The organism is Actinomycetospora chlora (assembly GCF_039542135.1).
GTDB classification, from domain to species: domain Bacteria; phylum Actinomycetota; class Actinomycetes; order Mycobacteriales; family Pseudonocardiaceae; genus Actinomycetospora; species Actinomycetospora chlora.
This window is the reverse complement of record NZ_BAABHO010000013.1, coordinates 1-25,262: the sequence shown is the minus strand read 5'-3', so window position 1 is coordinate 25,262 and position 25,262 is coordinate 1. Positions and strand designations below refer to the sequence as shown.

The following is a 25,262-nucleotide window of genomic DNA, read 5'->3' as shown; positions in this document are numbered from 1 at the left end:
GGTTCGTCGTGCGCGGATCGTCGCTCGTCGCAGGCGGGCGGTCATGACGGTGCGCGCCATTCCACTCACCGACCGAGTTCGTCCGTCGAGCCGCTTGGCACTCGATCTCCTTGGTCACGTCCTGCAGATTGAGTCGCATCCCCCGCGAATACCGGGAAGGACGCACGGCCCCTCGGGGACGTGATCCGTTCCGGATGGGTCCGTTGTTCTCCGAAAGGCGGACAACGGGCGGGAGGTCGGACACCCGGCCTCCGTGCCAGGTCGCGGACCCCGACGACGGGGCCGTGACGAGGTCGAACGACCGCAACCACGACCGGTGCGCGCCCCGAAGCGCACCCACCGAGGAGCACATCAAGATGGACTGGCGGAACGACGCTGCTTGCCGCGACGAGGACCCGGAACTGTTCTTCCCCGTCGGCACGAGCGGCCCCGCACTCTCGCAGATCGCCCGCGCGAAAAGCGTCTGCCGTCGCTGCCCGGCGATGACCGAGTGCCTGAAGTGGGCGCTCGAGTCGGGTCAGGACGCGGGCGTCTGGGGCGGTGCGAGCGAGGACGAGCGCCGCGCCCTCAAGCGCCACGGCATCCGGCCCGAGGTGCACACCTCCTTCTGAGGTCCCCGGACGGCCCGGCGCCCGCGATCTCCATCGCTCCCCCAGGGTGCCGGGCCGGCGGGCCGGACGCTCGCTCCCCAGGCGTTCGTCCCGACCTCCGGCGCTTCGACACCTGAATCGACACTGACTCGACACCAGGACTCCTGAACCGAGGGCCCCGGCCCCGTCCACCACGACGGGTCCGGGGCCCTCGTGCGTGCGCGGCGGACGGCTCCCCAGCTGCCGGTACACCTAGCGGCGGTGCTCGAGCGGGACACGCAGCACCGCGCACGTCCCGCCCGTCCCCGCGGCGGGGCGGATGCTCAGGCTGCCGGCGAGCTCGGAGTCGACGAGCGTGCGCACGATCTGCAGCCCGAGCCCCGTCGCCCGCTCCAGGGAGAACGTCTCGGGCAGGCCGCGACCGTCGTCGCGCACCTCGACCTCCAGCCGAGCGGCCGTGCGGGACGCCGCGATGACGATCGTGCCCGACGCCCGCTCGGCGAACCCGTGCTCGAGGGCGTTCGCGACGAGCTCGGTGAGCACCATGACCAGCGGCGTCGCCATCCCGGCGGACAGCACGCCGACCTGGCCCTCGCGGCGCATGGCGACCCGGGCGCCGGGGCGGGTGACGTCGTTCATCATCGGCAGCACCCGGTCGAGCACGTCGTCGATGTCGACCTTCTCGTCGACGGAGGCGGCCAGCGCCTCGTGCACCAGCGCGATCGACGCCACCCGGCGCACCGACTCCGTCAGCGCCTCCTGCGCCTCGCTGTGCGGCGTGCGGCGGGCCTGCAGGCGCAGCAGCGCGGCGACGGTCTGCAGGTTGTTCTTCACGCGGTGGTGGATCTCGCGGATCGTGGCGTCCTTGGACAGCAGCGCCCGGTCCCGGCGTCGGACGTCGGTGACGTCGCGGCAGAGCACGAGCGCGCCGCTGGGCACGCCGCGCGGGTGCAGCGGCAGGGCGCGCAGGACGGCCGAGGCGCCGTGGCTCTCCAACTCCGCCCGCTGCGACGGCGTCCCTGCCAGCGCCTCCCGCACGTGCTCGGCGGCCTCCGTGCCCTCGAAGGCATCGTCGGCGACCTCCCGCACGACCGCGGCCATGTCGGCGCCGACGAGCTCCTCGCTCCAGCCCAGGCGGTGGAAGGCCGAGGCGGCGTTGGGGCTGGCGTAGAGCACGCGGCCGGTGGAGCTGATGCGCACCAGCCCGTCGCCGACCCGGGGCGACGACTGCCCCTCGTCGCGGCCGGCGGCCGTCGGGAACGTCCCGTCGGCCACCATCTGGCACAGGTCGGCGGCGACGGCCAGGTAGGAGATCTCCAGCGTGCTCGGCACGCGGGGGGCGGCGAGGTTCGTGTCGCGACCCAGCACGGCGATCACGTCGCCGGGCGGCCCGTCCGGCGAGGTCCGCGGCGCGCGGACCGGCACCACCTCCCGGCGCACCGACCGCCCGCGGTGCCAGCGCGGCTGGTCCTCGCGCCGCATGGTGCTGTCGTCGAGCGCGCGCTCCAGCTGGGGGTGCTGGCTCGCCGACGCCTTCGTCCCGACCATGTCCTCGGGGTGGGCGGTCGCCGTCGTCGTCGGGCGGCTCTGCGCCACGCACAGGAACGACCGGCCCTCGATCGGGATCCAGAGCAGGAAGTCGGCGAACGACAGGTCCGCGAGCAGCTGCCACTCGGCGACGATGCGCTGCAGGTGGGCCACGGCCGCGCCGGAGAGCGTCGTGTGCTGGGCCAGGAGGTTCGACAGCGTCGACGTCGTGCGCCCGGGCTTGCCCACACCGATCATCCAACCACCGGTCGGGCACCCGGCCCCCGACGTGGGAGAATGCCCTCATGTCGAAGCGCGCGCGCCAGAAGCGGGACCGCAAGAAGAAGAGCAGCAACCACGGCAAGCGCCCGCATGCCTGAGCTGCCCCGAGCAGACGAAGGGCCCGTCCGCGGTGCGGACGGGCCCTTCGTGTCTCCGGGTCAGCTGCGCCAGGACTCCACGCGCGTCTGGTTGATCTCGACGACCGTGCCGGCGGGGCCGCGCTCGACGGACACCTCGGCCTGCTCGAGCACCGTGGCCCGGATCTGCTCGCGCAGCCGCTGGTGCAGGCCCTCGGGGGCGTGCTCACCGCCGCAGCTGCGGCTCAGCAGCGTCTTGACCTTCTCCTCGAGCCCGTAGCGGGCCAGGCACGGCCCGCACTCCTCGAGGTGGCGCCGCAGCTGGGCGTCGCGCCCCGGCTCGCACTCGTGGTCGAGCAGCAGCCAGACCTCGGCGAGGACCTCGGAGCAGTCGGTCTCGTGGGGCTCTCCGCAGCTCATCGCGCGGCCCCCTCACCGGTGGTGACCGACGCGGCGCCGTCACGGATGAACCCGCGGTCGCGGGCCGTGTCGGTGAGCGCCTCGCGCAGCTGGCGCCGGCCGCGGTGCAGCCGGGACATCACGGTGCCGATCGGGGTGCCCATGATCTCCGCGATCTCCTTGTAGGCGAAGCCCTCGACGTCCGCGAGGTACACCGCCATGCGGAAGTCGTCCGGCAGGCTCTGCAGCGCGTCGCGGATGTCGGTGTCGGGCAGGTTCTCGAGCGCCTCCGCCTCGGCGGACGGCAGGCCCGCCGAGCTGTGCTCGCCGGCCTGGGCCAGCTGCCAGTCCTGGATCTCGTCCGTGGGCGACTGCTGGGGCTGGCGCTGCCGCTTGCGGTAGGTGTTGATGTAGGAGTTCGTCAGGATGCGGTACATCCAGGCCTTGAGGTTCGTCCCCGGCGTGAACGAGGCGAACGACGAGTACGCCTTGAGCACCGTCTCCTGCACGAGGTCCTCGGCGTCGGACGGGTTGCGCGTCATCCGCAGCGCCGCCGCGTACAGCTGGTCCACCAGCGGCATCGCGTCGCGCTCGAACCGGGCGGCCCGCTCCTCGGTCGTCTCGGTCGCCACGTCGACGACCCCGTCCACCGGATCGCTCGCCGCGCTCGCACCGTCGGCCACGAGGCTCCCTCCACGCCGCCCACCCGCGGCGGGCGCGACATCGTCGGATCCCGTGGAGACTACCCGGGTACGCGGGAACGCATCCCGCGTCGCGGACGACGTCACCCACGCCTCCTCCGCCGGGATGATCGTCGTCAGGGCCGTGCCCGACCCGATCCCCGTGCCGGCGCCGGCCGTCATCACTGCTGGCATCGCACCTCTCCTCGTCCTCACCGCGCGGAGGACACCGTCGTCGCGCGGCGTACAGGCAGAACACCGGCCGGGGGTGGGGGATTCCCCGACTTGTCGCCGCGGCCCGGCTCTGCTGGGCTCCCCCGCCGTGGCCGGCTCCGCGACCCCGGCGACGGCGGCGCTCACCCACGCCGGCGTCGCGTACTCCACGCACCCCTACGACGCGCCGGGCAAGGAGGCCTACGGCACCGAGGCCGCCGAGGCCCTCGGCCTCGACCCGCACCGGGTGCTGAAGACGCTGGTCGCGGAGGTCGACGGGACGCCGGTGCTGGCGATGGTGCCGGTGGCCGGGACGCTCGACCTCAAGGCGCTGGCCGCCGCGCGGGGCGGCAAGCGGGCCGTCATGGCCGACGCCGCGCGCGCCCAGCGGCTCACCGGCTACGTCGTGGGCGGCATCGCCCCGCTCGGCACCCGGCAGGCGCTGCCCGTGGTGATCGACCTCTCGGTCGCCGAGCACGCGACCGTCTACTGCTCGGCCGGTCGCCGGGGGCTGCAGGTGGAGCTGGCCCCCGACGACCTCCTCGCCGCGACGCACGGCGAGCTGGCCGAGATCGCTAGCCCCTGAAGAACACGCGCAGGTCGGCGACGACCGCGTCCGGCACCTCGAGCACCGCGAAGTGCCCGCCGCGGGGGTGGCGGCTCCAGTGCACGATGCCGGTGTTGTCCCGCTCGGCGAAGACCTTGATCGTCTGGAAGTCGTCGGCGAAGACCTGGACGCCGGTGCGGGCGCTGCTGACCTGCGGCTCGACGCCCGCGTGCGCCTCCTCGAAGTGGTAGCGCACCGCCGTTGCCGCGGTGTTGGTGAGCCAGTACAGCGAGGCCTGGGTGAGGACCTGCTCGGCGCTCACGAGGCTGGTGCCGTTGCCGAAGGAGTTGAACAGCTCGTCGTAGGCCAGCTGGCCGACCGGCGAGTCGGACAGGCCCACGGCCACGGTCTGCGGGCGGGAGCCGTTCATCTGGTTGTAGCCGCCGACCCGCTGGAACCACTGCATGTGCTCGAGGCCGGCGCAGTCGGCGGGCTCGAGGCGCTCGAACTCGGTCGGGTCGCCGGACGGGAAGCTGAACAGCTGCAGCACGTGCAGGCCGAGGAAGCCGGGCGGGTCGAGCAGCCCCAGCTCGCGGGCGATCATCGCGCCGCCGTCGCTGCCGTGGGCGCCGTAGGTCTCGTAGCCCAGGCGGCGCATCAGCGTGTCGTAGGTGCGCGCGACCCGGGCCATCGTCCAGCCGCGGTCGGCCACCGGCGTCGAGAAGCCGACGCCGGGCATCGACGGGACCACCACCGAGAACGCGTCCTCGGCCCGCCCGCCGTGGGCCACCGGGTCGGTCAGCGGCCCGATGACGTCGAGGAACTCGGCGAACGAGCCGGGGTAGGTGTGCAGCAGGAGCAGGGGCGTCGCGCCGGGCTCCGCCGAGGGGACGTGCACGAAGTGGATCGTCTGGCCGTCGATCTCGGTGACGTAGTTCGGCACCGCGTTCATCCGCGCCTCCTGCGCGCGCCAGTCGAACCTCGTGCGCCACTGCTCGACCATCCCGGCGAGGTAGTGGTTGGGCGTGCCGTAGTCCCAGTCGTCGCCCGGCGCCGGACGCGGCAGGCGGGTGCGCGCCAGGCGGTCGGCCAGGTCGTCCAGGTCGGCCTGGGGGACGTGGACGGTGAACGGGGTGACCGCGGTGTCGGTGCTGCTGCTCATGGGAGAACGGTAGGAACCAACCAGGCACCGATCGTTCCTTGTTCTCGGGGCATCATCTCTCCCGTGCGCGACACCTCGGCCCGGATGCTGGCCCTGCTCTCGCTGCTCCAGGCGCGCCCCGACTGGCCGGGCCCGGAGCTCGCCGAGCGGCTGGGCGTCGGCGTCCGCACCATCCGCAACGACATCGCCCGCCTGCGCGAGCTCGGCTACCCCGTCGACGCCGCGACCGGCCGGGCGGGCCACTACCGGCTCGGGGTGGGCGCCTCGCTGCCACCCCTGCTGCTCGACGACGAGGAGGCGGTCGCCGTCGCGATCGGGCTGCGTGCGGCCACCGGCCTCGCCGGCGTGCGGGAGACCGGCGCCCGCGCCCTCGCCAAGCTCGAGCGTGTCCTGCCGGCCCGCCTGCGCCGCACCGTCACCGCGCTGGCCGAGGCCACCGCGGCCGGGCCGGAGAACACCGGCACCGACGCCCCGGACCCCGAGGTCGACCCCGCGCTGCTCACCGCGCTCGCCGGGGCGATCCGGGACCGCACGGCGATCCGGGTCGGGACGGCCGAGGGCCCCGCCCGGGTCCTCGAGCCCTACCGCCTGGTCAGCTGGCAGCGCCGCTGGTACCTGGTGGTGCGCGAGCCCCGGACCGACGGGTGGCGCGTGCAGCGGGTGGACGGCCTCGACCTGCGGACGCCGGGCGGCGGGCGCTTCACGCCCGTCGACCCGCCCGAGGACCTCACCGACCTCGTCCTGCGCGAGGTCGCGGCCACCGGGTGGTCGGTGCACGCGCGGATCCTCGTCGACGCGCCGGCCGCCGCCGTGCTCGCGCGGATCAACCCGGCCGTGGGGGTGGTCGAGCCCCGCGACGCGCACCGGTCGGTGCTGGTCACGGGCGCCGACAGCCACGCGACGGTGGCCGCCTACGTCGGGATGCTGCCGTTCGACTTCCACGTCGACGGCCCGCCGGAGCTCGTCGAGCACGTGCGGGTGCTCGGCGAGCGCTACCGGCGGGCGGTGCCGTCCTGACGCCCTACGGCATCTCCACCACGAAGCGGAACCGCACGTCGCCGCGGCCGAGACGCTCGAGCGCCTCGCCGAGACGGTCCGGCCCGACGACCTCGACGTCGGCGACGATCCCGTGCTCGGCGGCGACGTCGAGCATCTCGCGCGTGGCGGGCACGCCGCCGCTGCCGGTGCCGACGATGCGCTTCTCGCCGACGACGAGGCTCATCGGGTCGATGTCGAGGCGCCGCGGCGGGATGCCGGCCAGCACGTAGGCGCCGTCGACGTCCAGCGTCGCCAGGTAGGGGTCGAGGTCGAGCGGGTGGCCCGTGGTGTCGAGCAGGACGTCGAAGCGGCGGGCCTGGCGGGTCAGGGCGTCCGCGTCGCGGGTGAGCACGACGTCGTCGGCGCCGAGCGCCTTGGCCGCCTCGGCCTTGTCCTCGCTCGTCGTGAGCGCGACCGTCTCGGCACCGAGCGCGTGGGCGAAGCGGATGCCCAGGTGCCCCAGGCCGCCGATGCCGATCACGCCGACGGTCGTGCCGGGGCCGACGCCGAGACGCCGCAGCGGCGACCAGACGGTGATGCCGGCGCACAGCAGCGGCGCCGCGCCGGCGGGGTCGAGGCCCGCGGGCAGGGCGTACACGAAGTGGCGGTCGACCACGATCTCGGTGGAGAACCCGCCCTGGGTGGTGCCGCCGGAGACGCGGTCCGCGCCGGCGTAGGTCAGCGTCGGGAACGCCTCGCAGTCGTTCTCCCGCCCCGCCCGGCAGGGCGGGCAGGTGCGGCAGGAGTCGACGATGTTGCCGACGGCGACCCGGTCGCCGACGGCCAGGTCGCGCACGTCGTCGCCGATGGCGTCGACGACCCCGGTCATCTCGTGGCCCGCGACCAGCGGGAAGACGCCTACGTCACCCGCGGCGAGGGCGTGGCGGTCGGTGGCGCAGACCCCGCAGTGGGTGACGCGGACGACCACGTCGGACGGGCGCGGGTCGCGGCGGTCGAAGGTCCACGGACCCGGCGCGGCACCCGGGGCCTGCGCGACCCAGCCGGTGACCTGGTGCATGGTTCCTCCTGTCGTGACAAACCAGTTGGTTACGTCTGACCGTAGCAGGTGACAAACCAGTTGGTTAGGATCGAGACGTGCCGAAGGACGGAGCCGCGACCCGCCGCCGCCTGCTCGACGCGGCGACCGCCGAGTTCTCGCGCCACGGCATCGCCGGCGCGCGCGTCGACCGCATCGCCGACCACGCCGGCGCGAACAAGGCGCAGATCTACGCGTGGTTCTCGTCGAAGGACGGCCTGTTCGACGCGGTGTTCGCCGAGCACCTGGCGCTGATCGTCGACCTCGTCCCCCTCGACGCGGAGGACCTGCCGGGCTACGCGGTCCGTCTCTACGACGCCTACCTGGAGAAGCCGTCGGTCATCCTGCTCGCGACCTGGGCGCGCCTCGAGCGCGTGCCGACCGGCGACCTGCTGACCTCCGTCGGCGACGTGATGGCCGGGAAGCTCGACGCGATCCGCGCCGCGCAGGCCGCCGGGCTCGTCGACCCCGACCTCGAGCCCGCGGACGTCTACTCGATGGTGATCGCGCTCTCGATGACGTGGTCGCCGGCCGCCACGGTGGTGGCGGCGGCGCCCGGCGACCCGGCCGCCGACCACGAGCGGCGCCGCCGGGCGCTGCACGCCGTCACGGCGCGGGCGTTCGCATCGGCAGACCTTCCAGCAGACCCTCCAGCCAGGGCCTGACCGCCGCGGCCACCGGGCCCCGGGCCCGCAGCGAGTGGTCCCCGGCCAGCACGACGACCTCGCGGGTGGCGCTCGGCGCCGGCACGCCGAAGCGGTCGTTCGCGCCGGACACCGCCAGCACCGGCACCGTCACGGCGTCGATCTCGGGCCCGCGGTCGGGCCGCGTGCCGTCACGACGGGCGGGCGCGAGCAGCGGGAACGCCAGCGCGAGGACACCGACGGGCCCCAGGGCGGCGGCCCCGCGGCAGGCCACGCGGGCGCCGGACGAGCGGCCCCCGTGGATCTGCGGGACGCCGGGCAGCAGGCCGGCCAGGTGCGCGACGACCGCCGCCCACGCCGCGTCCAGCTGCGCCGCCGGCGCGGGGGCCTTGCGGCCGGCGACCCGGTAGGGCTGCAGCACGCGGGCGACCGCGAGCCCGGCGTCGCGGGCGGCGGCGCGCGCCCCGAGCAGGTCGGGCGCCTCGACGCCCCCGCCGGCGCCGTGGCCGAGGACGAGCAGGCCGCGGGGCCCGGCGGTGTCGTCGAGCTCGACCTGCGCCTCACCGTGCGGCGTGTCGACGCTCATCGGGCCGGGGGTCATGCCGGGTTCGACGCGGGGTCCAGGTCGAGGTCGAGCCCCACCTGCTCGGGCTCGTCGTGGGACTCCTCGAGCAGCTCCGGCCCGTGGTTCTTGACGTTGTTGACCTGCGTGGACACCTGGCGCAGCTCGAACGCCGCGAGCATCTCCGGCGGCGGGGGCTCGAGCAGGTCGGTGGGGTCGTCGTCGTCCGGGTCGAGCCACGCGGCCCAGCGCTCGGCGGGGAGCACCAGCGGCATGCGGTGGTGGATGTCGACCAGCGGGCCGGCGGCGTCGATCGTGACGACCGTGGTGCTGATCAGCGGCGCCGTGCCCTTCGCGGCGTCCTTGGGCCGCCACGTCTCCCACAGCCCGGCGAAGGCGAGCGACCGCCCGCCCGGCAGCGTGATGAAGTACGGCACCTTCCGGCCACCCTTGCCCGCACCGCCGTCCTTCTGCCACTCGAACCAGCCGTCGGCCGGCAGCAGGCAGCGGCGTCCCTTGACCGCCCGGCGGAACGCGGGCTTGCTGGTCAGCGAGTCGGACCGCGCGTTGATCATGCGGTTGCCGATCTTGGGGTCGTCGGCCCAGCCCGGCACGAGACCCCAGCGCATGGCCCGCAGGCTGCGCTCGAGCCGCTGCGGGTCGGCCGTGCCCGCGGCGTCGCGCGGGTGCCGGTCGACCACGCCGATCACCGTGGTGGTGGGCGCGACGTTGTGGTCCGGCCCGGGCCACGCGCCGTCGGTGGCGTCGAGCGCGTCGAACTCCTCGGCGAGGGTGGCCGGGTCCTTGGCCTGGCTGTAGCGGCCGCACATGCCGTCCATCCTGGCACCGCACACCGACACGCCGGGGCGCGAGAGGATGGCGCCATGAGCGAGCAGCCCGCGACCGACCGACACTGGGCGGCCCCGACGGCGGACGGCCCCGTGCGCGGCACGGTGTCCGTGCCGGGGTCGAAGTCGGTGACCAACCGCGCGCTGGTGCTCGCCGCACTGGGCGCCGACGGCGTCACCCGCCACGTCCGCGGTGCCGCGCGGTCGCGCGACACGACGCTGATGGCCGGGGCGCTCGCGGCGCTGGGTGCCGGGGTGCGGACCGCCGACGGTCGCGCCGGCACCGTCGACCTCGCGATCACCGCGCCCCGGGCGTTCCACGGCGCGCACGTCGACTGCGGCCTGGCGGGCACCGTCATGCGGTTCGTGCCGCCGCTGGCCGCCCTGGCCGACGGCCCGGTGGTGCTCGACGGCGACGAGCGGGCCCGCGAGCGGCCCATGGGCGGGATCGTGGCGGGGCTGCGCGGGCTCGGCGTCGAGGTCAGCGGCGAGGCGCTGCCCCTGACCGTCGCCGGCGGGCCGCACCCGCGCGGCGGCGAGGTCACCGTCGACGCCTCGGCCTCCAGCCAGTTCGTCTCCGGGCTGCTGCTCTCGGGCGCTCGGTACGCCGACGGGGTCACCGTGGTCCACGCCGGTGAGCGCGGGGTGCCGTCGCTGCCGCACGTCGCGATGACGGTGGCGATGCTGCGCTCGGCCGGGGTGACGGTCGAGGAGGGCGCCAGCCGCTGGCGCGTCGCGCCCGGGCCCGTCACGGCACCGGCGGTGTGCGACGTCGAGCCCGACCTCTCCGGCGCGGCCGTCTACCTCGCGGCAGCCCTGGTCACCGGCGGCGAGGTGGTGATCGCCGGCTGGCCGGACACCGACCTGCAGCCCGGCGCCGCGGTGCGCCGGGTGCTGGAGGCGTTCGGGGCCGACGTGGCCCTCGACGACCGGGGGCTCGCGGTCCGCGGGCCCGGGCGGCTGGACGGCGTCGACGTCGACCTGGGCGAGGTCAGCGAACTGACCCCGACCGTCGCCGCGCTGGCCGCGGTCGCCGCGCGGGACGGGGCGACGTCGCGGCTGCGCGGGGTGGCGCACATCCGCGGGCACGAGACCGACCGCCTGGCCGCGCTGGCCGCGGAGCTCGGGACCGTCGGCGCGCGCGTCACGGAGACCGACGACGGCCTGGAGATCGCCCCGGGCCCGCTGTCCGCCCCGACGCGGCCCTGGCGCGCGTACGCCGACCACCGGATGGCGACGGCGGGCGCGATCGTCGGGCTCGTCGTGCCCGGCGTGACCGTCGACGACGTCGCGGCCACCACCAAGACGCTGCCCGACTTCGCCACCGACTGGCCGGCGCTGGTCGGCGGCGTCGGGGCCGGGGTCTAGGAGGCGTTCGGGTGGCACGGGGCGGCGGGCGCGGCGAGACGTCGCGGCTCGACGAGTCCGACGTCCGCGTCCGGCCCGGCAAGGGCACCCGCCCGCGCAGCAAGCGCCGCCCCGAGCACGCCGACGCGACCGCCGCGATGGTGGTGGGCGTCGACCGCGGCCGGTGGACCTGCGCGCCCGACGACGACCCCACCCGCCGCGTCGTCGCCATGCGGGCCCGGGAGCTGGGGCGCACGCCCGTCGTCGTCGGCGACCGGGTGGGGCTGGTCGGCGACGTCTCGGGCGGCGAGGACGCCCTGGCGCGCATCGTGCGGGTGGCCGAGCGCTCCAGCGTGCTGCGCCGCACGGCCGACGACACCGACCCCTACGAGCGGGTCGTGGTCGCCAACGCCTCCCACCTCGTGATCGTCACGGCACTGGCCGACCCGACGCCGCGCACCGGGTTCGTCGACCGCGCCCTCGTCGCCGCCTACGCCGGCGGGCTCGAGCCGGTGCTGTGCCTGACGAAGGCCGACCTCGCGGACCCCGCGGAGTTCGCCGCGGACTACGCGGCCCTCGACCTCGCCGTCGTCGTCACCCGCGCCGACCAGGACCCGACCGCGCTGCGCGAGGTCGTCGCGGGCCGGGTGTCGGCGCTCATCGGCCACTCCGGTGTCGGCAAGTCGACGCTGGTCAACGCGCTGGTCCCGGACGCGGACCGGGCCGTGGGCGAGGTGTCGGGCGTCGGCAAGGGGCGGCACACGTCGACCTCGGCGGTGGCGCTGGCGCTGCCCGACCACTCGGGAGACGGAGCGGAGCGGAGCTCGACCCGGGTCGGTGGGTGGGTCGTCGACACCCCCGGGATCCGGTCCTTCGGCCTCGCCCACATCGCGCCCGACGACGTCGTCGCCGCGTTCGGCGACCTGGCCGCGGCCATCGAGGAGTGCCCGCGGGGCTGCGGGCACCTCGGGCCCCCGGCCGACCCGGAGTGCGCGCTGGACGCCGAGGTCGCAGCCGGACGCCTGTCGCTGGCCCGGTTGGACGCACTGCGGCGGGTCCTGACGGCCCTGCGCACTCCTGCGTGGGAGACCTGAGGTGGGCTCGACGTAAAGTGCGCCGTCCCGTCCGGCGGCGCGAGGTGGTGGGTTCGACGAGCGGTCGTGACCAACGGGGGGTCCCGAGCGACCCGACCGACGAGGGCCGCGGCGGGGAGGAGGGCAGCGGCGAGGGCGGGTCCACGCTCACCGTCGTCCTCGCCCTCGCGGCGAACGCGGCGGTCGGGGTGCTCAAGCTCCTGGCCGGCCTGCTCACGGGGTCGTCGGCGATGCTCGCCGAGGCCGCCCACTCCGCGGCGGACTGCACCACCGAGGGCTTCCTGTTCACCGCCCTGCGCCGCTCCTCCAAGAAGCCCGACCGCCGCCATCCCTTCGGCTACGGCAAGGAGCGCTTCTTCTGGTCGATGCTCGCGGCCGTCTCGGTGTTCGTCACCGGCGCCGCGTACTCGATCTACGAGGGCATCCACACGATCATCGAGCAGGCGCCCGACCCGGCCGAGGAGCAGTACGCCTGGGTGGCGTACGCCGTGCTGGCCCTGTCCGCGGTCATCGAGAGCGTGTCCTGGCAGCAGGCGGTCCGCCAGGTGTGGGGCGAGAAGCGGGCGCTCGGCCTGTCGCTGCGGGAGTACGTGCGCCTGTCCGACGACCCGACCTCGCTGTCGGTCCTGTTCGAGGACACCGCCGCCCTGCTCGGCCTGCTCTTCGCGGCGGTCGGCGTCGTCCTGCACCAGCTCACCGGGTCGTCGCTGTGGGACGGCATCGCCTCGGTGCTCATCGGCCTGCTGCTCGCGGGCGTCGCCTACGCGCTCGGGCGCACCAACAAGCACCTGCTGGTCGGCCGCTCCGCCGAGCCGCGGGTGATGCGCGCCGTGTTCGACCACCTGGCCGACGCCCCCGAGGTCGTCGCCGTCGTCGACCTGAAGTCGATGCTCACCGGCGCCGACAGCGTCCTCGTGTGCGCCCGCGTCGACTTCGTCGACGACCTCGGCGCCGACGACGTCGAGCGGACCTGCGTGCGGCTCGACGAGGAGCTGCGGGAGCGCTTCAACGACGTCGACGAGGTCTTCGTCGAACCGGTGCCCCGCGGGGACCCCGAGCTGCGCCGCGCGGTGCTGGAGCGCTACGGCGACCTGCTCGCGGACTGGCAGCGCGAGCACGACGCCGCGGCGCAGCGGGTGACGCCGGCCCGGTGACGTTGACCGTGCCCGGCGGCGGGTACGACCGGGGCGTGGCGGAGGAGAAGAGCGGTGCGGACGACGGGGAGCAGGGCGGCGGGTCGACCGTCACCGTCGTGCTCGCCCTGGTCGCGAACGTCCTGGTCGGCGCGCTGAAGCTGGTCGCGGGGCTGCTCACCGGCTCGTCGGCGATGCTCGCGGAGGCCGCGCACTCGGTGGCCGACACGACCACCGAGGTCTTCCTGTTCACCGCGCTGCGCCGCTCGGGTCGGCGGGCCGACTACCGCCATCCCTTCGGCTACGGCAAGGAACGCTTCTTCTGGGCGATGATCGCGGCGGTCTCGGTGTTCGTCACCGGCGCCGCCTACTCGATCTACGAGGGCGTCTCGACGATCGTCGAGCACCCGCCGGACCCGGCGGAGGAGCAGTACGCGTGGGTCGCGTACGCGGTGCTCGCGCTCTCGGCGGTCATCGAGGGCACCTCGTGGCAGCAGGCCGTCCGCCAGGTGTGGCGGGAGAAGCGCGAGCTGGCGCTCCCCCTCGTGCGCTACCTGCGCCTGTCGGACGACCCGACGGTCAAGAGCGTGCTGTTCGAGGACACCGCCGCCCTGCTGGGACTGCTCTTCGCGCTGGTCGGCGTGGGGCTCCACCAGCTCACCGGGTCGTCGGTGTGGGACGGCATCGCCTCGGTGATGATCGGTGCGCTGCTCGGGTTCGTCGCCTACGCGCTCGGGCGCACCAACAAGAACCTGCTCATCGGGCGGTCGGCCGAGCCGCGGGTGATGCACGCCGTGTTCGACCACCTCGCCGACGCCCCCGAGGTCGACACCGTCGTCGACCTGCAGTCGATGCTCACCGGCACCGACAGCGTCCTGCTCTGCGCGCGTGTCGACTTCGTCGACAGCCTGTCCGCCGCCGACCTCGAGCGCACCTGCGTGCGGCTCGACGAGGAGCTGCGGGAGCGGTTCACCGACCTCGACCAGATCTTCATCGAGCCCGTCCCCCGCACCGACCCGGAGCTGCGCCGGGCCGTCCTCGAGCGCTACGGCACGCTGCTCGCGACCTGGCAGCGCGAGCACGACGCCGACCGGTCCGGTCAGTCGTCGACCCACTCCAGCAGGTCGCCGGGCTGACAGCCGAGCACCCGGCACATCGCCTCCAGCGTGCTGAAGCGCACGGCCTTGGCGCGGCCGTTCTTGAGCACGGCGACGTTGGCCGGCGTCAGCCCGACCCGCTCGGCGAACTCCCCCACGCTCATCTTCCGGCGGGCCAGCTCGACGTCGATGCGCACGACGATCGCCATCAGATGACGGCGTCCATGTCGCTGCGCAGGGTGGTCGCCTTCCGCAGCAGCGCCCGCATCACCACCATGAGCAGCCCGACGACCGCGACGCCGACGGTCAGCGCGAACAGCAGCACCGGCAGGCCGGGGTCGTCGGCGCCGAGGCCGACGGCGACCAGCACCCCGGCGAGCACGACCCACGCCGCGCCGATGGCGCCGATGATGACGTCGACCCACACCAGCGACGCGACCGTGAAGATCCGGTCGGCGCGCACCCGTGACAGCAGCACCCAGGTGGCGACCACGACCACCTCGACGCAGAGCAGCCAGTAGACCGCGAGCGCCGTCAGCGGCCAGCGCCAGGCGGCGGCCTCCGGCGACTCCTGCGCCATGTGCGCGAACTGGCCGGGGAACGAGAGCGTCTGGAAGACGACCAGCACGCCGAACAGCACGACCAGGCCGACCCGCAGCGGCACGACGACCCGTTCTTCCCTGAGCACGTGTCGAGGATCGCGCGTTTTCGATCGATTATCAATAGGTGAGGACGACGTCGGCGCGGTGGGCCGTCGCCGCGATCGCGCGGGCGTTGGCGGCGTCACTGCCGTCCGCGCGGGCGAGCGCCTCGGCGTGGCTGCGGCCGTGGTGCTCGTGGCGGGCGACGAGGCGGTCGCGGCGGACGTCCTCGTCGGGCGCGAGGAACCACGCCTCGTCGAGCAGGCCGCGCACGCGGTCCCACGGCGGCTCGGTCATGAGCAGGTAGTTGCCCTCGGTGACCAGGACGAGCGTCTCGGGCGGGACCTCGAGCGCGCCGGCGATCGGCTCCTCGACCTCGCGGCGGAACTCCGGCGCCCAGACCGTCGCGGCCCTCGAGCGGGCCCGCTCGAGGAAGGCGACGTACCCGGCGGCGTCGAACGTGTCGGGGGCGCCCTTGCGGTCGCGGCGGCCGAGGCGGTCGAGCACGGAGTTCGCGAGGTGCCAGCCGTCCATCCCGATCACCGCGACCCCCGGCCCGGCCAGCGAGGCGGCGAGCGTCGACTTGCCGGCGCCGGGCCCGCCGACGATCCCGAGCAGGCGCCGGCGCCCGTCCGACCGGGCGGCCGCGAGGAGGTGGGCGACGGTGGGTGTGGAGTCGGGCGTCATGGCGGGCTCCATCCTGCCCGGAACGGGGTACGGCTGTGGGGTGCAGCTCCCCGTGCCCGCAACGGGCCCCGACGCCGCCGTGGCGTTCGTCCGCGACCACCTCGCCGACCTCGCCTGCGACACCCCCGCCGCGTCCGGGGCGTTCCGGGGTGGCCAGACCGCCGCCGACGCGGCGCTCGCGGCCCTGGACGTCGCGGGGTACGCCGGGCGGCGCAGCGAGGTCTGGCCGCCGGAGCGCCGCGGGGCGTCGAGGATGTCGCCCTACGTCCGCCACCACCTCGTCGACCTCCCGACGCTGTGGGAGCACGTCGCGGACGCCCCCTCGCACGACCGGCGCCGCTACCGCGACGAGCTGGCCTGGCAGGAGTTCACCCGCCACCTCTACGCCCGCTTCGGCCGCGACGGGCGCCCCGCGCTGCGCGAGGAGCTGCGCGCCACCCCGCCGTCGGTGTCCGAGACCTGGGACGAACCCTGGCCGCGGGACATGGAGTGCATGGACGCCACGGTCGGCGAGCTGCACGCCGACGGGTGGCTGGTGAACCAGACCCGGATGTGGCTGGCCAGCCAGTGGACGGTCCGGGCGGGGGCGCGCTGGCGCGACGGCGAGGAGGAGTTCTTCACCCACCTGCTCGACGGCTCCCGCGCGGCCAACCGTCTCAACTGGCAGTGGACGACCGGCGCCGGCAACGGGAAGGCGTACGGCTTCTCGCGCTGGCAGGTCGAGAAGCGCGCGCCGGATCTGTGCCGCCGGTGCGCCCTGCGCGACGCCTGCCCGGTGCAGTCGTGGCCGGACGACGTGCGCACCGACCGCGTCGCCGTCTCCGAGCTGCTGCGCTCCGACCCGGACCCGGCGGTGACGGCCGGGCCGTCCGCGCCGCACGGAGAGGGCGAGGTCGAGGCCGTGTGGCTCACCGCCGAGTCGCTCGGCGACGCCGACCCGGCGCTGGTCGCCCACCCGGACGTCCCGGCGGTCTTCTGCTTCGACGAGCCGCTGCTGCGGCGATTGATGCTCTCGGGCAAGCGCCTGGTGTTCCTCACCGAGACCCTGGCCGACCTCGCCACGCGGCGTCCCGTCGAGATCCGTCGGGGGCGGGTGACCGACGAGCTCGCCGGGCGCCGCCTCGCCGTCACGTTCGCGCCGGTGCCGGGCTTCCGGCGGCGCTCCGAGGTGCTGGAGCCGGCGGTCGTGCACCCGTGGCGGTGGCTCTTCCGGCCCCGCGCCGGGCGGATGCAGTCGTACACGGCCTGGCGCAAGGGCATGCCGGCGCGGCCCGACGGGACGGAGCTCGCGGCCTGACCCCTGGCGCCCCTCCCCTGGCGCCGTGCCGCGCGCCGCTGGGACGCTGCGCCGCGAGGGGGTGCGGTCGTGGTGCGTGAGCAGCAGCCGTGGCTCGACGTGCCGTACGCCGACAAGGACGAGGCCAAGGCGGCGGGCGCGCGGTGGGACCGCCGGGCCCGGCGGTGGTACGCGCCCCGGCCCGGCATGGCGGAGCTGGCGCGGTGGCTGCCGGCGCCCCGGGGCGTCACGGACGTCACGGACGTCACGGACGTCACGGACGTCACGGACGCCGTCGAGGAGGACCCGCCGCCGGCGCGGCCGGCCGACCCACCGCTCCCGCCGTCGCCCGCCGAGCGCCTCGCCGAGGCCCTGCGCGGACTGACCGAGCCGGGCACCCTGCGGCGGCTCACCCGCCGCCGGCCGCCCTGGCGGGTGCTGCACGACGTGCCGCTGGGTCAGGGCCACGGCGACGTCGACCACCTGCTGCTGGGGCCGCCCGGGGTCGTGGTCGTCGCGCTCGACGGGTCCCCCGCGCGACTCGTGAGCGCCGCGGAGCGGGTGGGGCGCCTGCTGGCGGCGGCCCTCGGGGACGCCGGGCCCCCGGCCGTCACGGCGGTGGTGGTGTCGGCCGGCGCCCCGGACGGCGAGGTGCCCGCGGGGGTGCGGGTCACCACGGCCCGGAACCTGCCGTGGCTGGTCACCGCCCTGCCCGCCGTGCTCGCCGACGACGAGGTCGACGAGCTCTACGCCGTCGCCCGGCGCCTCGGCACCTGGACGCGCGAGCTCTGACGCCGCGCGGGCGTCAGAACGGCGGTGGGTCGGGGTCGTCGGGCGGCGGCCCCGGGGCCGAGGCCGGTCCCGCCGGGGGTGTCCCGGACGGCGGCCTCCCCTCGGCCGGGGCCGGTGGCGCACGGTGGAGCTCCTCGACCCACAGCGGGCCCTCGTCGGCGTACTCGCACGGCTCGGTGCTCGACCGGCCGGCCGGCGGGCGGGGCCCGGGGACGTCGTCGACCACGGGCCGGGGCGGCCGCTCGTAGGCGTGCCCGGTCGGGCTGACCCACCGGAACCACCCGGGCCGCAGCTGGACGAGCGTCCAGCCGTGCTCCTTGAGGTCGTGGTCGTGGCGGCAGGCCGGTCCGAGGTTGTCGCTGCGTGTCGGGCCGTGACCGGCCACGGCGAGGGTGTGGTCGATCTCGGACTCGAGTGCGGACGCGCCGCAGGGCGGGAAGACGCAGGACCGGTCGCGCATGGTGATCCACCGCCGCAGCGCCGCGGACGGGAAGCGGGCGAGCGCCTCGCGTGCCCGCCGGCGCCGGCGCGCGGCCACCCGGGCCCAGCCGAGCGCGTCCAGCGCGGGCTCGTCGTCCGGCGCGGGGACCCGGCCCTCGGCCTGCTCCGCGGCCCGCCCCTCGGCCTCCCGCGCCGCGCGGTCCTCGGCGCAGGCGGCGCGCCACAGCGCGAGCTGGTGCTGGAGGTCGGCCAGGAGCCGGGTCCATCCCGGGTGGTCGCCGGGGTGCAGGCGATCGAGCTCGGCCTCGGTGACGTGCAGCTCGACCACCGGCCGGGGCGCCCCCCGGACCGGCGGCTCCTGCGGCGTCTCCCAGCAGTGAGCGGGTCGGTGGCGCGTGAGCAGGCCGGAGACGAGGGCGCCGGACCCGTCGCTCACGGCGACGCGCCACTCGGCGTCGGCGTAGGAGGCGGCGAGCTCGCGGGCCGTCCCCGCCGTCACGACACCCCACCCGGGCAGCCGCGCCGGCCGGTCGTCGAGGAGGAGCAGCGTGCCGAGCCCCACCCGCAGCTCGAACCGCGACTGCCGCGTCGACCGGCGCGGCGCGGGATCGGCCGGCGGCGGATCGGCCGGCGGCGCGTGGTCCGGATCGGGGCGGCGCCGGGGCCGGGGATCGTCGGGCTGCGCCATGGCGAGGACGGCGGCGACGATCTCGTCGTCATCGGCGCCGGCGTGGGACGGGTGCAGCACGGCGAGGATGACGTCGGCGCGGATGGTGTCGAGCAGTCCCGGGTGGCCGGCGGCCTGGACCCGCGCCGCGAGGGCGTTGAGCCGCCGCGTCGAGCGCACCGCGCCCTCGAACGGCAGGTCGAGCGCCGAGAGGTTGACCGTGCCCGCCGCCGTGCATCGCGCCCGGACGCGGCGCTGCTGACGGTGCCGGCGGTAGAGCTTCTCCGCCCACTGCGGGTCGAGCGCCCTGGCCAGCGCCTGGATGCGGTCGATCAGCCGCGACGGCGTGAGCCCGCCGGCCTCGTCGACGAGCGCGTCGATGACCTCGGTCGCGTGCTCGAGCGACAGGGGCACCGTCCAGCGCACCAGGATCGCGACCCGCTGCTCGTCGACCAGCCCGGCCTCCCACGCCGCCCCGAGCCGGGGGAACTGCACCGCCGCGTCGGCGAGGTCGAGCACCCGCGCCACCGCCGTGCGGGAGGCGGCGAGGACGACGCGCAGCTCGTCGCCCGCCGCCGGGACGTCCCGCTCGGCCCGGCCGCCGGGTGCCGTGGGGTCGGCCAGCGCGGCCTCGCGGGCGCAGGCGTGGAACCGCGCCTGCTGGTGGGCCAGCTGGCGGCGCTGCGCAGCGACGAGGCGCACCGTGTCGTGCGGGGACACCCGCTCGGGGTCGAGCCGCTCGAGCAGCGCGCCCAGCGCGGCGCCGGCCGGGGTCTCCTCGAGCCCCGCCGGCACCACCTGGACGCCGCTCTCGAACACGTGTTCGATCGTAGCGCCGACCCCCGACAGCCCGGGGCCGAACGCTCAGATCTGCCGCACCCACGCGGCCACGAGCACCGACGCGCCGCCCACCACGAGCACCGTCACCGGCACGACCCACGCGCGGCGCCGCCCGCCGAGCAGGTGCTCGGTGAGCCGGACGTACAGCGCCCCGAGGGCCTCCCCGAGCACCGCGATGACGAGCACCGACACGACCCCGACACCGGCGTGCACCGCCCACGCTCCGGCCAGCCCCGGCCCGCCCCACGCGTCGTCGTACGGGCCGGGCACGACGAGCCCGTAGAAGGGGCCGCGGGCGACGGCCAGGAGCGCCATCCACGCCAGCCACCACCACACGAGGCCCACCACGACGCCGACCAGGCCGTGGACCACGACCCGCGGACCGTCCACCCGCCCCGCTCCGGGCCAGGGCGTCCCCCGGCACGCGAGGTGCCGCCGCGCCGCGTCCACCCCGCCGGCCGGGCCGCTCACCGCCACGGCCACCAGCTCCCCCGCCGACGCCGGCACCAGGCCGAGCCCGTACGCCAGGTGCCGCCCCACGGCACGCCACCGCGATCCGAGCGGGGTGAGGTCGCGGTCCGCGGTCGTGGTGTCGCCCATGCCGGACCACGCTAGGCAGCGCGGGCGGGCGGCGAATCGGTCCGCGGGACCAGATCCGTCTCCCCCTCAGGTACTAGAGCAGCTCCAGCACGAACGGCAGTTCCTGCACGCCGTACCAGGCCAGCTCGTGGTCCTCTGCCTCGCCGAGGACGAACTCCGCGTCCTGGTCGCCCAGGTCCGCGGCGTCGACCACCGCCGCGGCCGCCCGCACCGCGTCGGCCGCGTCCTCGAGGTCGAGGTGCACCGCGGCCAGGCGCGCCATCGGCACGGGGCCCTCGACGCGCACGACGGCGTCGTCGAGGTCGGGTCGCAGGGTGACGTCGTCGACGTCGGCGCTGACCACGGCGCGCCGGGGCGGGGTCTCCGGGTCGTCGGCGAGCTCGGTGGCGAGCAGGCGCAACGAGGCGCGCGCCGCCTCCGACATGGCCACGTACTCCAGCTCCTCGTCGTCGCCGGAGACGTACTCCTCGCGCAGCCGGGGCGTGAGCGCGAACGCGGTGCCCGACAGCGGCTGGAGCTGCTCGGTCGCCAGCAGCCGCCGCAGCCCGGCGACGGTGACCGGTACGTAGATCCTCACTGCTCGTCCTCCCAGCGCGCGGCGGTGGTCCGCAGCGCGACCCGCGCGACCTCGGCCTGCTTGCGGGGGTCCATGACGTTCCAGCCCGTGACGGCCCGGTCCTCCGGGCCGGGCGCGTGCTCGGTGACGGCGATGCCGGCCTCCCGCACGCGCACGACCTCCTGGTCCGACCGTCCCCCGATCAGCCCGCGCAACCAGCCGTCGGTGGCCCCGACCGGATCCGACCACACCGCCGGGACCGGCCCCGACCGGGCCAGGGGGACGAGCACGAGGGCCTCGTCGACGCGGGGCACGTCGGGGTCGAGCAGCAGGTCGGCCGACGTCGCCGAGCACACACCGCCGTCGACGTAGCGCCGCCCGGCGACGGTGACGGGCTCGAACCAGCCCGGCACCGCGCACGACGCCGTCGCCGCCTCCGCCATCGACGCCGGCGGCGCCCCGGGGCGGCCGAAGGGGACGCGGGCGCCGCTGTCGTAGTCCATGGCGACGATGCGCACCTGCGGGTCCTCGGGCCACCGCTCGCTGGCCCACTTGCTGGCCCAGCGCTGGAGGCCGGTGGTGTCGCCGCGACCGGTCGGCAGCAGGGCGGCGCCGAACGCGAGCGGCGGGAACCGGCGGGGCCGCCGGGCGATCTCACCCAGCAGCCGCAGCGAGCCCGGGCCGACCCGCGGCAGCGGCGGCAGGCCCCGCCGGGCCGTCGAGCGCGGCGCGCCCGCCGGACGCGGGCGCGGCGGCGGCGGGTCGAGGAGCTGGTCGAGCATCGTCGCCGTGGGGACCCCGCTGGCCAGGGCCGCCGCGACGACGGAGCCCGCCGACGTCCCGATCACGACGTCCGCCTCGCGCGCGTCGCGGCCGGTGGCGCGCTCCCACGTCGTCAGCGCGGCGACCATCCACGCGTAGCCCAGCTGACCGCCGGTGCCGAGGACCAGACCGAAGCTCACCGCAGCATCACCGCGGCACCGTCGCCACCAGCTCCGCCAGCGACTCGGTGACGAGCTCGCCGAGCTCGTCGACGTCGGCCATGGAGTCGCGGTCGGCGTTGAAGCCGTAGAACACCCCGCCGTCGTAGGACGTCAGCCCCACCGCCAGCGACTGGCCCTTCGCCAGCGGCACCACCGGGTACATCTCGAGCATCCGGGCCCCGGCCGCGTAGAGCGCGTGCTGCGGGCCCGGCACGTTGGACACGACGAGGTTGAACAGCCGCCGCGCGACACCGTTGGCCGCGCGGGCCCCCAGCGCGTGCAGGGTCGGCGGCGCGAACCCGCCCACCCGCACCAGGGCGTTCGCCCCGATCGACTGCCCCGACTCGCGGTGCTCGCGCATCGCGTGCGCGACGTGGTGCATCCGCAGCACCGCGTTCGGCTCGCCGACGGGCAGGTCGACGAGGAACGACGCGATCTGGTTGCCGAGCAGCCCGGCGCCGGCCAGCGAGCCCGTCGTCTCCGTGTCGCCGCGCACCGACAGCGGCACCATCGCCCGCATCGTGGTGGTCGGCGACACCGTCGCCCCGCGCGAGAGCAGCCAGTTCCGCAGCGCGCCGGCCACCACGGCGAGCACGACGTCGTTGATCGTCCCGCCGTGGGCGCGGCGGACGGCGCGGTAGTCCTCGAGGTCGGTGCGGGCCATCGCGAAGCGCCGCTGGGTGGAGATCGGCACGTTGAGCGGGCTGACGGGCGCCGGCCGCACGGCGGTCCGCACCGCGGAGAACAGGCCCCCGGCCACGCCGGCGACCTTGGTGACGGTGTCGGCCGCGTCGCGCACGGCGTCGCGGGCGGCCTCGACGGCGTTGCCCGGCCGGGCGACCGCCTCGCCCACGGCGTCGTAGACCAGGCGCCACGACGACGGCTCCTGCCGGGCGACCCACTCCTCCTCGCCGAGGGCGCGCCCGTCGGCGGTGTCGTCGAGCACGACCTGGCCGATGTCGATCGACGCGACGCCGTCGACCATCGCCTGGTGGGTCTTCGTCACCAGCGCGACGCGCCCGCCGGACAGGCCGTCCACGAGGTACATCTCCCACAGCGGACGGGTGTGGTCCAGCGGCCGGGACATCAGCCGCGCGACCAGCTCGTTCAGCGCCCGGTCGCTGCCCGGGGACGGCAGCGCGGAGCGGCGGACGTGGTAGGTGACGTCGAAGTCGACGTCGTCGATCCACACCGGGCGGGCCATCCGCCCCGGCACCTCGCGGATCTTCTGGCGGTAGCGCGGGACGAGCCCGATGCGGTTGGAGATCAGGTCGACGAGGCCGTCGTAGTCGAACCCGGACCGCGGTTTGCGGAAGATCGACACGCTCCCGACGTGCATCGGAGTCGTCGGCTGGTCCATGTAGAGGAACGAGGCGTCCAGCGCCGACAGGCGGTCCGGCATGGGCGCGATCGTCGCACAGTGCCCGGACCCGGGCCGCCGGTCGGCGCCTCTGCCAGGCTGGTCGTGATGACCCCCTCACCCGACGCGGCGCGACCCGTCTCGCCGAAGGACGCCTTCGTCACGGTGTACGGCCGCAAGCCCGTCCTCGAGGCGCTGGGCGACCCCGCGCTGGTGGTGGACAAGGTCGTGCTCGCCGAGGGGGTCGACCGCGAGGCGGTGCGGACGTTCACCGCCGCGGCCCGGGCCCGCGGGCTCGAGCTGCAGCGGGCGTCGGCCCAGCGCGTCAAGGTGCTGGCGGGCAACGGCCGGCAGGACCAGGGCGTGCTCGCCGACGTCGTCGCCCCGCGGATGCGCCCGCTGGAGCACTTCCTCGACGACCTCGGGCGGGACGGGGAACAGGCCGACGCCCGCGTGCTCGTGCTCGACGGGCTGACCAACCCGTCCAACGTCGGCATGATCCTGCGCTCGGCCACCGGGGCCGGGCTCGAGGGCGTGCTCCTGCCCCGGCGCGGGGCGCCGTCGATCGACCCGCTGGTGGTCAAGGCCTCGGCCGGTGTCGCGTTCCGGGCCCCGGTCCTGCGCGCCCGCACCGCGGCCGACGGCCTCGCCGCCCTCGCCGAGGCGGGGTTCGTGCTGTTCGGGCTCGACGGGCCCGCCGAAGCCTCGTTGTTCGACGCCGAGCTGCCCGGGCGGGTCGCCCTGGTGGTGGGCGGCGAGACCGACGGGCTCACCGACGCCGTCCGCGCCGAGCTGCACGGCACGGTGACGATCCCGCTCGCGCCGGGCGTCGAGTCGCTCAACGCCGCGTGCGCGGCCACCGTCGCCTGCTTCGAGCTGGCGCGGCGCCGGGGCTGATCCGCCGGCGGATCTCGGCGGAAGGGCCACCGCGCGGGGCGGGCCGTCCCTACGCTGACGCCCGTCCCCCGCGACCGGTCCTCCCCCGGCCCCGCCCCGGGGCGCGCCGACGCGCGTCCCCCGTGCCGCCCGGAGTGCCCGCGTGACCGCCGTCCTCGATCCCTCACCCGCGACGGCCCCCGGCCGCGCCCGGCGGGTGGGCGCCGTCCCCGTCCCCCGCGTACGCCCCCTCGCCGAGGTGCTCCCGGCCCCGCGCCCGGCGGCCGTGCCGGACACCGTCGCCCCGGACCCCGCCGTCGCGCGGGCGCAGGACGAGCTCGACCGCCTCGCCGCGGCCCTCCGGCCGGTCGCGGCACGGCTGCTCGCCGTCGTCGCCGACGTCCTGGCCGGGCGGCGCCCGCCCGGTCACCTCGCCGAGCTGGCCACCCCCGGGGTGGCGACGACGCTCGCCCGCGCCGCGCCGACCGTGCGGCCCGTCCGGCCGCGGGCGGTGCCCGCACCCGGCACCACACCCGGCACCGCGACCGGCCTGCGAGGCCTGCGGGTGTGCGCCGTCGGGCCGCGGGCGGCGGAGGTCGCGGCCGTCGTCCACGGCCGCGACCGCGTGCGGGCCCTCGCCGCCCGCCTCGAGCGCGTCGACGACGGGCCGGCCGATCCCGGGCGCTGGCGCGTCACCGCGCTGTGCCCGGGATGACGTCCGGTACTCAGCCCGGCGAGCGGGGCGGGGCCCCGTGGCACTGCTTGTACTTGCGGCCCGAGCCGCAGGGGCAGGGCGCGTTGCGCGACGGGGCGTCGGACCGGCGGGCCTGCTGCGGGTTGGCGCGGGCCGCCCGGGAGTCGCCGTTGCCCGCCGCGTGCCGGGCGGCGTGGCCGTCCTCGTCGGGGCCGCTGTAGTTCAGCTGCTCCGAGCGCCGCCCGCCGAGGCCGGCGCCGCGGAACGCGTCGGGCATCGCCCCGTCGGTCTGGCCCAGCTGCGAGAGCGCGGGGCCCGCCGCCGTCGTGGGACCGGGGTCCGGCTCGGCCGCGGCCCGCGCGTGCTGGCCGCGCTGGCCGCGCCGGCCGTTGCCCGGCCGCTGCGACGCCGGGGCCGGACCGCGACCGGGACGGCCGCGACCGGACCGGCCCGTGGGCGCCGCCTGGGTGGAGGCCGCGGCGGCGGGCACCGCGCTCGTCGGTGGCGCCCGGTCGGCCGGGCCCCCCGGCTGGCTCCCCGAGGGTGCGGGGTCGGGTTCGGATGCGGGGTGGG

The 25,262-nt window shown here is 76.1% G+C and carries 29 protein-coding genes; 13 read left to right on the top strand and 16 right to left on the bottom strand.

Annotated features, from left to right (window positions below; all coding sequences use genetic code 11):
• Positions 1-356 precede the first annotated feature (356 nt).
• On the top strand, positions 357-611 hold the full coding sequence (locus ABD994_RS10130; RefSeq protein WP_345413926.1) for a WhiB family transcriptional regulator: 255 nt from the start codon (positions 357-359) through the stop codon (positions 609-611).
• A gap of 231 nt (positions 612-842) precedes the next feature.
• On the opposite strand, the gene ABD994_RS10125 is transcribed toward ABD994_RS10130, so the two are convergent.
• Complete coding sequence (locus tag ABD994_RS10125; protein ID WP_345413697.1) at positions 843-2,375, bottom strand: sensor histidine kinase; 1,533 nt, start codon at positions 2,373-2,375, stop codon at positions 843-845.
• A gap of 47 nt (positions 2,376-2,422) precedes the next feature.
• Between ABD994_RS10125 and ABD994_RS31675 the strand changes: the two genes are divergently transcribed.
• Positions 2,423-2,497, top strand: coding sequence for a 50S ribosomal protein bL37 (locus ABD994_RS31675; protein ID WP_378022413.1), 75 nt, complete (start codon positions 2,423-2,425; stop codon positions 2,495-2,497).
• A gap of 60 nt (positions 2,498-2,557) precedes the next feature.
• Here ABD994_RS31675 and rsrA read toward each other — a convergent pair whose 3' ends face one another.
• Positions 2,558-2,896: a mycothiol system anti-sigma-R factor gene (rsrA, locus tag ABD994_RS10120; RefSeq protein WP_345413694.1), complete on the bottom strand. Its 339-nt coding sequence runs from the start codon at positions 2,894-2,896 to the stop codon at positions 2,558-2,560.
• Positions 2,893-3,525 carry a sigma-70 family RNA polymerase sigma factor gene (locus ABD994_RS10115; RefSeq protein WP_345413924.1) on the bottom strand — a complete coding sequence of 211 codons (633 nt, stop codon included), beginning with the start codon at positions 3,523-3,525 and terminating at the stop codon, positions 2,893-2,895. The genes rsrA and ABD994_RS10115 overlap by 4 nt, the downstream gene beginning before the upstream one ends.
• 352 nt (positions 3,526-3,877) lie before the next feature.
• Between ABD994_RS10115 and ybaK the strand changes: the two genes are divergently transcribed.
• Positions 3,878-4,354 carry a Cys-tRNA(Pro) deacylase gene (gene ybaK / locus ABD994_RS10110; protein ID WP_345413692.1) on the top strand — a complete coding sequence of 159 codons (477 nt, stop codon included), beginning with the start codon at positions 3,878-3,880 and terminating at the stop codon, positions 4,352-4,354.
• Here the strand turns inward: ybaK and ABD994_RS10105 are convergent.
• On the bottom strand, positions 4,344-5,477 hold the full coding sequence (locus tag ABD994_RS10105; RefSeq protein WP_345413690.1) for an epoxide hydrolase family protein: 1,134 nt from the start codon (positions 5,475-5,477) through the stop codon (positions 4,344-4,346). The two genes, ybaK and ABD994_RS10105, sit on opposite strands and share 11 nt — an antisense overlap.
• Before the next feature lie 63 nt (positions 5,478-5,540).
• Between ABD994_RS10105 and ABD994_RS10100 the strand changes: the two genes are divergently transcribed.
• Positions 5,541-6,494, top strand: coding sequence for a helix-turn-helix transcriptional regulator (locus tag ABD994_RS10100; RefSeq protein ID WP_345413688.1), 954 nt, complete (start codon positions 5,541-5,543; stop codon positions 6,492-6,494).
• Between the two features lie 4 nt (positions 6,495-6,498).
• On the opposite strand, the gene ABD994_RS10095 is transcribed toward ABD994_RS10100, so the two are convergent.
• Positions 6,499-7,533 carry an NAD(P)-dependent alcohol dehydrogenase gene (locus tag ABD994_RS10095; RefSeq protein WP_345413686.1) on the bottom strand — a complete coding sequence of 345 codons (1,035 nt, stop codon included), beginning with the start codon at positions 7,531-7,533 and terminating at the stop codon, positions 6,499-6,501.
• Positions 7,534-7,610: 77 nt separating this feature from the next.
• Between ABD994_RS10095 and ABD994_RS10090 the strand changes: the two genes are divergently transcribed.
• Positions 7,611-8,216 (top strand): TetR/AcrR family transcriptional regulator, encoded by a 606-nt coding sequence (locus ABD994_RS10090; RefSeq protein ID WP_345413684.1) that lies wholly within the window; start codon positions 7,611-7,613, stop codon positions 8,214-8,216.
• Here ABD994_RS10090 and ABD994_RS10085 read toward each other — a convergent pair.
• Together ABD994_RS10085 and ABD994_RS10080 are read right to left on the bottom strand one after the other, a co-directional pair.
• Positions 8,158-8,781: an alpha/beta hydrolase family protein gene (locus tag ABD994_RS10085; RefSeq protein WP_345413682.1), complete on the bottom strand. Its 624-nt coding sequence runs from the start codon at positions 8,779-8,781 to the stop codon at positions 8,158-8,160. The two genes, ABD994_RS10090 and ABD994_RS10085, sit on opposite strands and share 59 nt — an antisense overlap.
• An 11-nt stretch (positions 8,782-8,792) precedes the next feature.
• Entirely contained in the window at positions 8,793-9,587 is a 795-nt protein-coding gene (locus ABD994_RS10080) for an SOS response-associated peptidase (protein ID WP_345413680.1), read from the bottom strand.
• Positions 9,588-9,641: 54 nt separating this feature from the next.
• Between ABD994_RS10080 and aroA the strand changes: the two genes are divergently transcribed.
• The 4 genes from aroA to ABD994_RS10060 are packed head-to-tail and all read left to right on the top strand — an operon-like array spanning position 9,642 to position 14,315.
• Positions 9,642-10,973: a 3-phosphoshikimate 1-carboxyvinyltransferase gene (aroA, locus tag ABD994_RS10075; protein ID WP_345413678.1), complete on the top strand. Its 1,332-nt coding sequence runs from the start codon at positions 9,642-9,644 to the stop codon at positions 10,971-10,973.
• A gap of 11 nt (positions 10,974-10,984) precedes the next feature.
• The gene (rsgA, locus tag ABD994_RS10070) at positions 10,985-12,046 is read left to right on the top strand and encodes a ribosome small subunit-dependent GTPase A (protein WP_345413676.1); all 1,062 of its coding nucleotides are present in this window, start codon (positions 10,985-10,987) and stop codon (positions 12,044-12,046) included.
• A gap of 17 nt (positions 12,047-12,063) precedes the next feature.
• Positions 12,064-13,200 carry a cation diffusion facilitator family transporter gene (locus ABD994_RS10065; protein WP_345413674.1) on the top strand — a complete coding sequence of 379 codons (1,137 nt, stop codon included), beginning with the start codon at positions 12,064-12,066 and terminating at the stop codon, positions 13,198-13,200.
• Between the two features lie 35 nt (positions 13,201-13,235).
• Complete coding sequence (locus ABD994_RS10060; protein WP_345413922.1) at positions 13,236-14,315, top strand: cation diffusion facilitator family transporter; 1,080 nt, start codon at positions 13,236-13,238, stop codon at positions 14,313-14,315.
• On the opposite strand, the gene ABD994_RS10055 is transcribed toward ABD994_RS10060, so the two are convergent.
• From ABD994_RS10055 to ABD994_RS10045, 3 genes are read right to left on the bottom strand one after another with little or no spacing between them, the layout of a single operon-like run.
• Positions 14,279-14,485 carry a helix-turn-helix domain-containing protein gene (locus ABD994_RS10055; RefSeq protein WP_345413671.1) on the bottom strand — a complete coding sequence of 69 codons (207 nt, stop codon included), beginning with the start codon at positions 14,483-14,485 and terminating at the stop codon, positions 14,279-14,281. The two genes, ABD994_RS10060 and ABD994_RS10055, sit on opposite strands and share 37 nt — an antisense overlap.
• The gene (locus tag ABD994_RS10050; protein ID WP_345413669.1) at positions 14,485-14,964 is read right to left on the bottom strand and encodes a DUF2975 domain-containing protein; all 480 of its coding nucleotides are present in this window, start codon (positions 14,962-14,964) and stop codon (positions 14,485-14,487) included. The genes ABD994_RS10055 and ABD994_RS10050 overlap by 1 nt, the downstream gene beginning before the upstream one ends.
• 31 nt (positions 14,965-14,995) lie before the next feature.
• A complete protein-coding gene (locus ABD994_RS10045) occupies positions 14,996-15,604 on the bottom strand; it encodes a nucleoside/nucleotide kinase family protein (protein WP_345413667.1) in 609 nt (202 codons plus the stop codon).
• On the opposite strand from ABD994_RS10045, the gene ABD994_RS10040 reads away from it, so the two are divergent.
• Together ABD994_RS10040 and ABD994_RS10035 are read left to right on the top strand one after the other, a co-directional pair.
• Positions 15,603-16,901, top strand: coding sequence for an FAD-binding domain-containing protein (locus tag ABD994_RS10040; RefSeq protein ID WP_345413665.1), 1,299 nt, complete (start codon positions 15,603-15,605; stop codon positions 16,899-16,901). The two genes, ABD994_RS10045 and ABD994_RS10040, sit on opposite strands and share 2 nt — an antisense overlap.
• A gap of 69 nt (positions 16,902-16,970) precedes the next feature.
• A complete protein-coding gene (locus ABD994_RS10035) occupies positions 16,971-17,672 on the top strand; it encodes a DUF5710 domain-containing protein (RefSeq protein WP_345413663.1) in 702 nt (233 codons plus the stop codon).
• Between the two features lie 13 nt (positions 17,673-17,685).
• Here ABD994_RS10035 and ABD994_RS10030 read toward each other — a convergent pair whose 3' ends face one another.
• The 5 genes from ABD994_RS10030 to ABD994_RS10010 form a co-directional block, all read right to left on the bottom strand.
• Positions 17,686-19,599 (bottom strand): hypothetical protein, encoded by a 1,914-nt coding sequence (locus ABD994_RS10030; RefSeq protein WP_345413661.1) that lies wholly within the window; start codon positions 19,597-19,599, stop codon positions 17,686-17,688.
• Positions 19,600-19,644: 45 nt separating this feature from the next.
• Entirely contained in the window at positions 19,645-20,220 is a 576-nt protein-coding gene (locus ABD994_RS10025) for a hypothetical protein (RefSeq protein WP_345413659.1), read from the bottom strand.
• Positions 20,221-20,293: 73 nt separating this feature from the next.
• Positions 20,294-20,797 (bottom strand): DUF6912 family protein, encoded by a 504-nt coding sequence (locus ABD994_RS10020; protein WP_345413657.1) that lies wholly within the window; start codon positions 20,795-20,797, stop codon positions 20,294-20,296.
• Positions 20,794-21,738: a patatin-like phospholipase family protein gene (locus tag ABD994_RS10015; RefSeq protein ID WP_345413653.1), complete on the bottom strand. Its 945-nt coding sequence runs from the start codon at positions 21,736-21,738 to the stop codon at positions 20,794-20,796. The genes ABD994_RS10020 and ABD994_RS10015 overlap by 4 nt, the downstream gene beginning before the upstream one ends.
• A gap of 7 nt (positions 21,739-21,745) precedes the next feature.
• On the bottom strand, positions 21,746-23,161 hold the full coding sequence (locus tag ABD994_RS10010) for a WS/DGAT/MGAT family O-acyltransferase (RefSeq protein ID WP_345413651.1): 1,416 nt from the start codon (positions 23,159-23,161) through the stop codon (positions 21,746-21,748).
• A gap of 66 nt (positions 23,162-23,227) precedes the next feature.
• On the opposite strand from ABD994_RS10010, the gene ABD994_RS10005 reads away from it, so the two are divergent.
• Positions 23,228-24,016 carry a TrmH family RNA methyltransferase gene (locus tag ABD994_RS10005; RefSeq protein WP_345413649.1) on the top strand — a complete coding sequence of 263 codons (789 nt, stop codon included), beginning with the start codon at positions 23,228-23,230 and terminating at the stop codon, positions 24,014-24,016.
• A 142-nt stretch (positions 24,017-24,158) separates the two neighbouring features.
• Positions 24,159-24,710, top strand: coding sequence for an Rv3235 family protein (locus ABD994_RS10000; protein WP_345413647.1), 552 nt, complete (start codon positions 24,159-24,161; stop codon positions 24,708-24,710).
• A gap of 10 nt (positions 24,711-24,720) precedes the next feature.
• On the opposite strand, the gene ABD994_RS09995 is transcribed toward ABD994_RS10000, so the two are convergent.
• The coding region (locus ABD994_RS09995; RefSeq protein ID WP_345413644.1) for an SEC-C metal-binding domain-containing protein at positions 24,721-25,262 on the bottom strand (542 nt) is incomplete at its 5' end.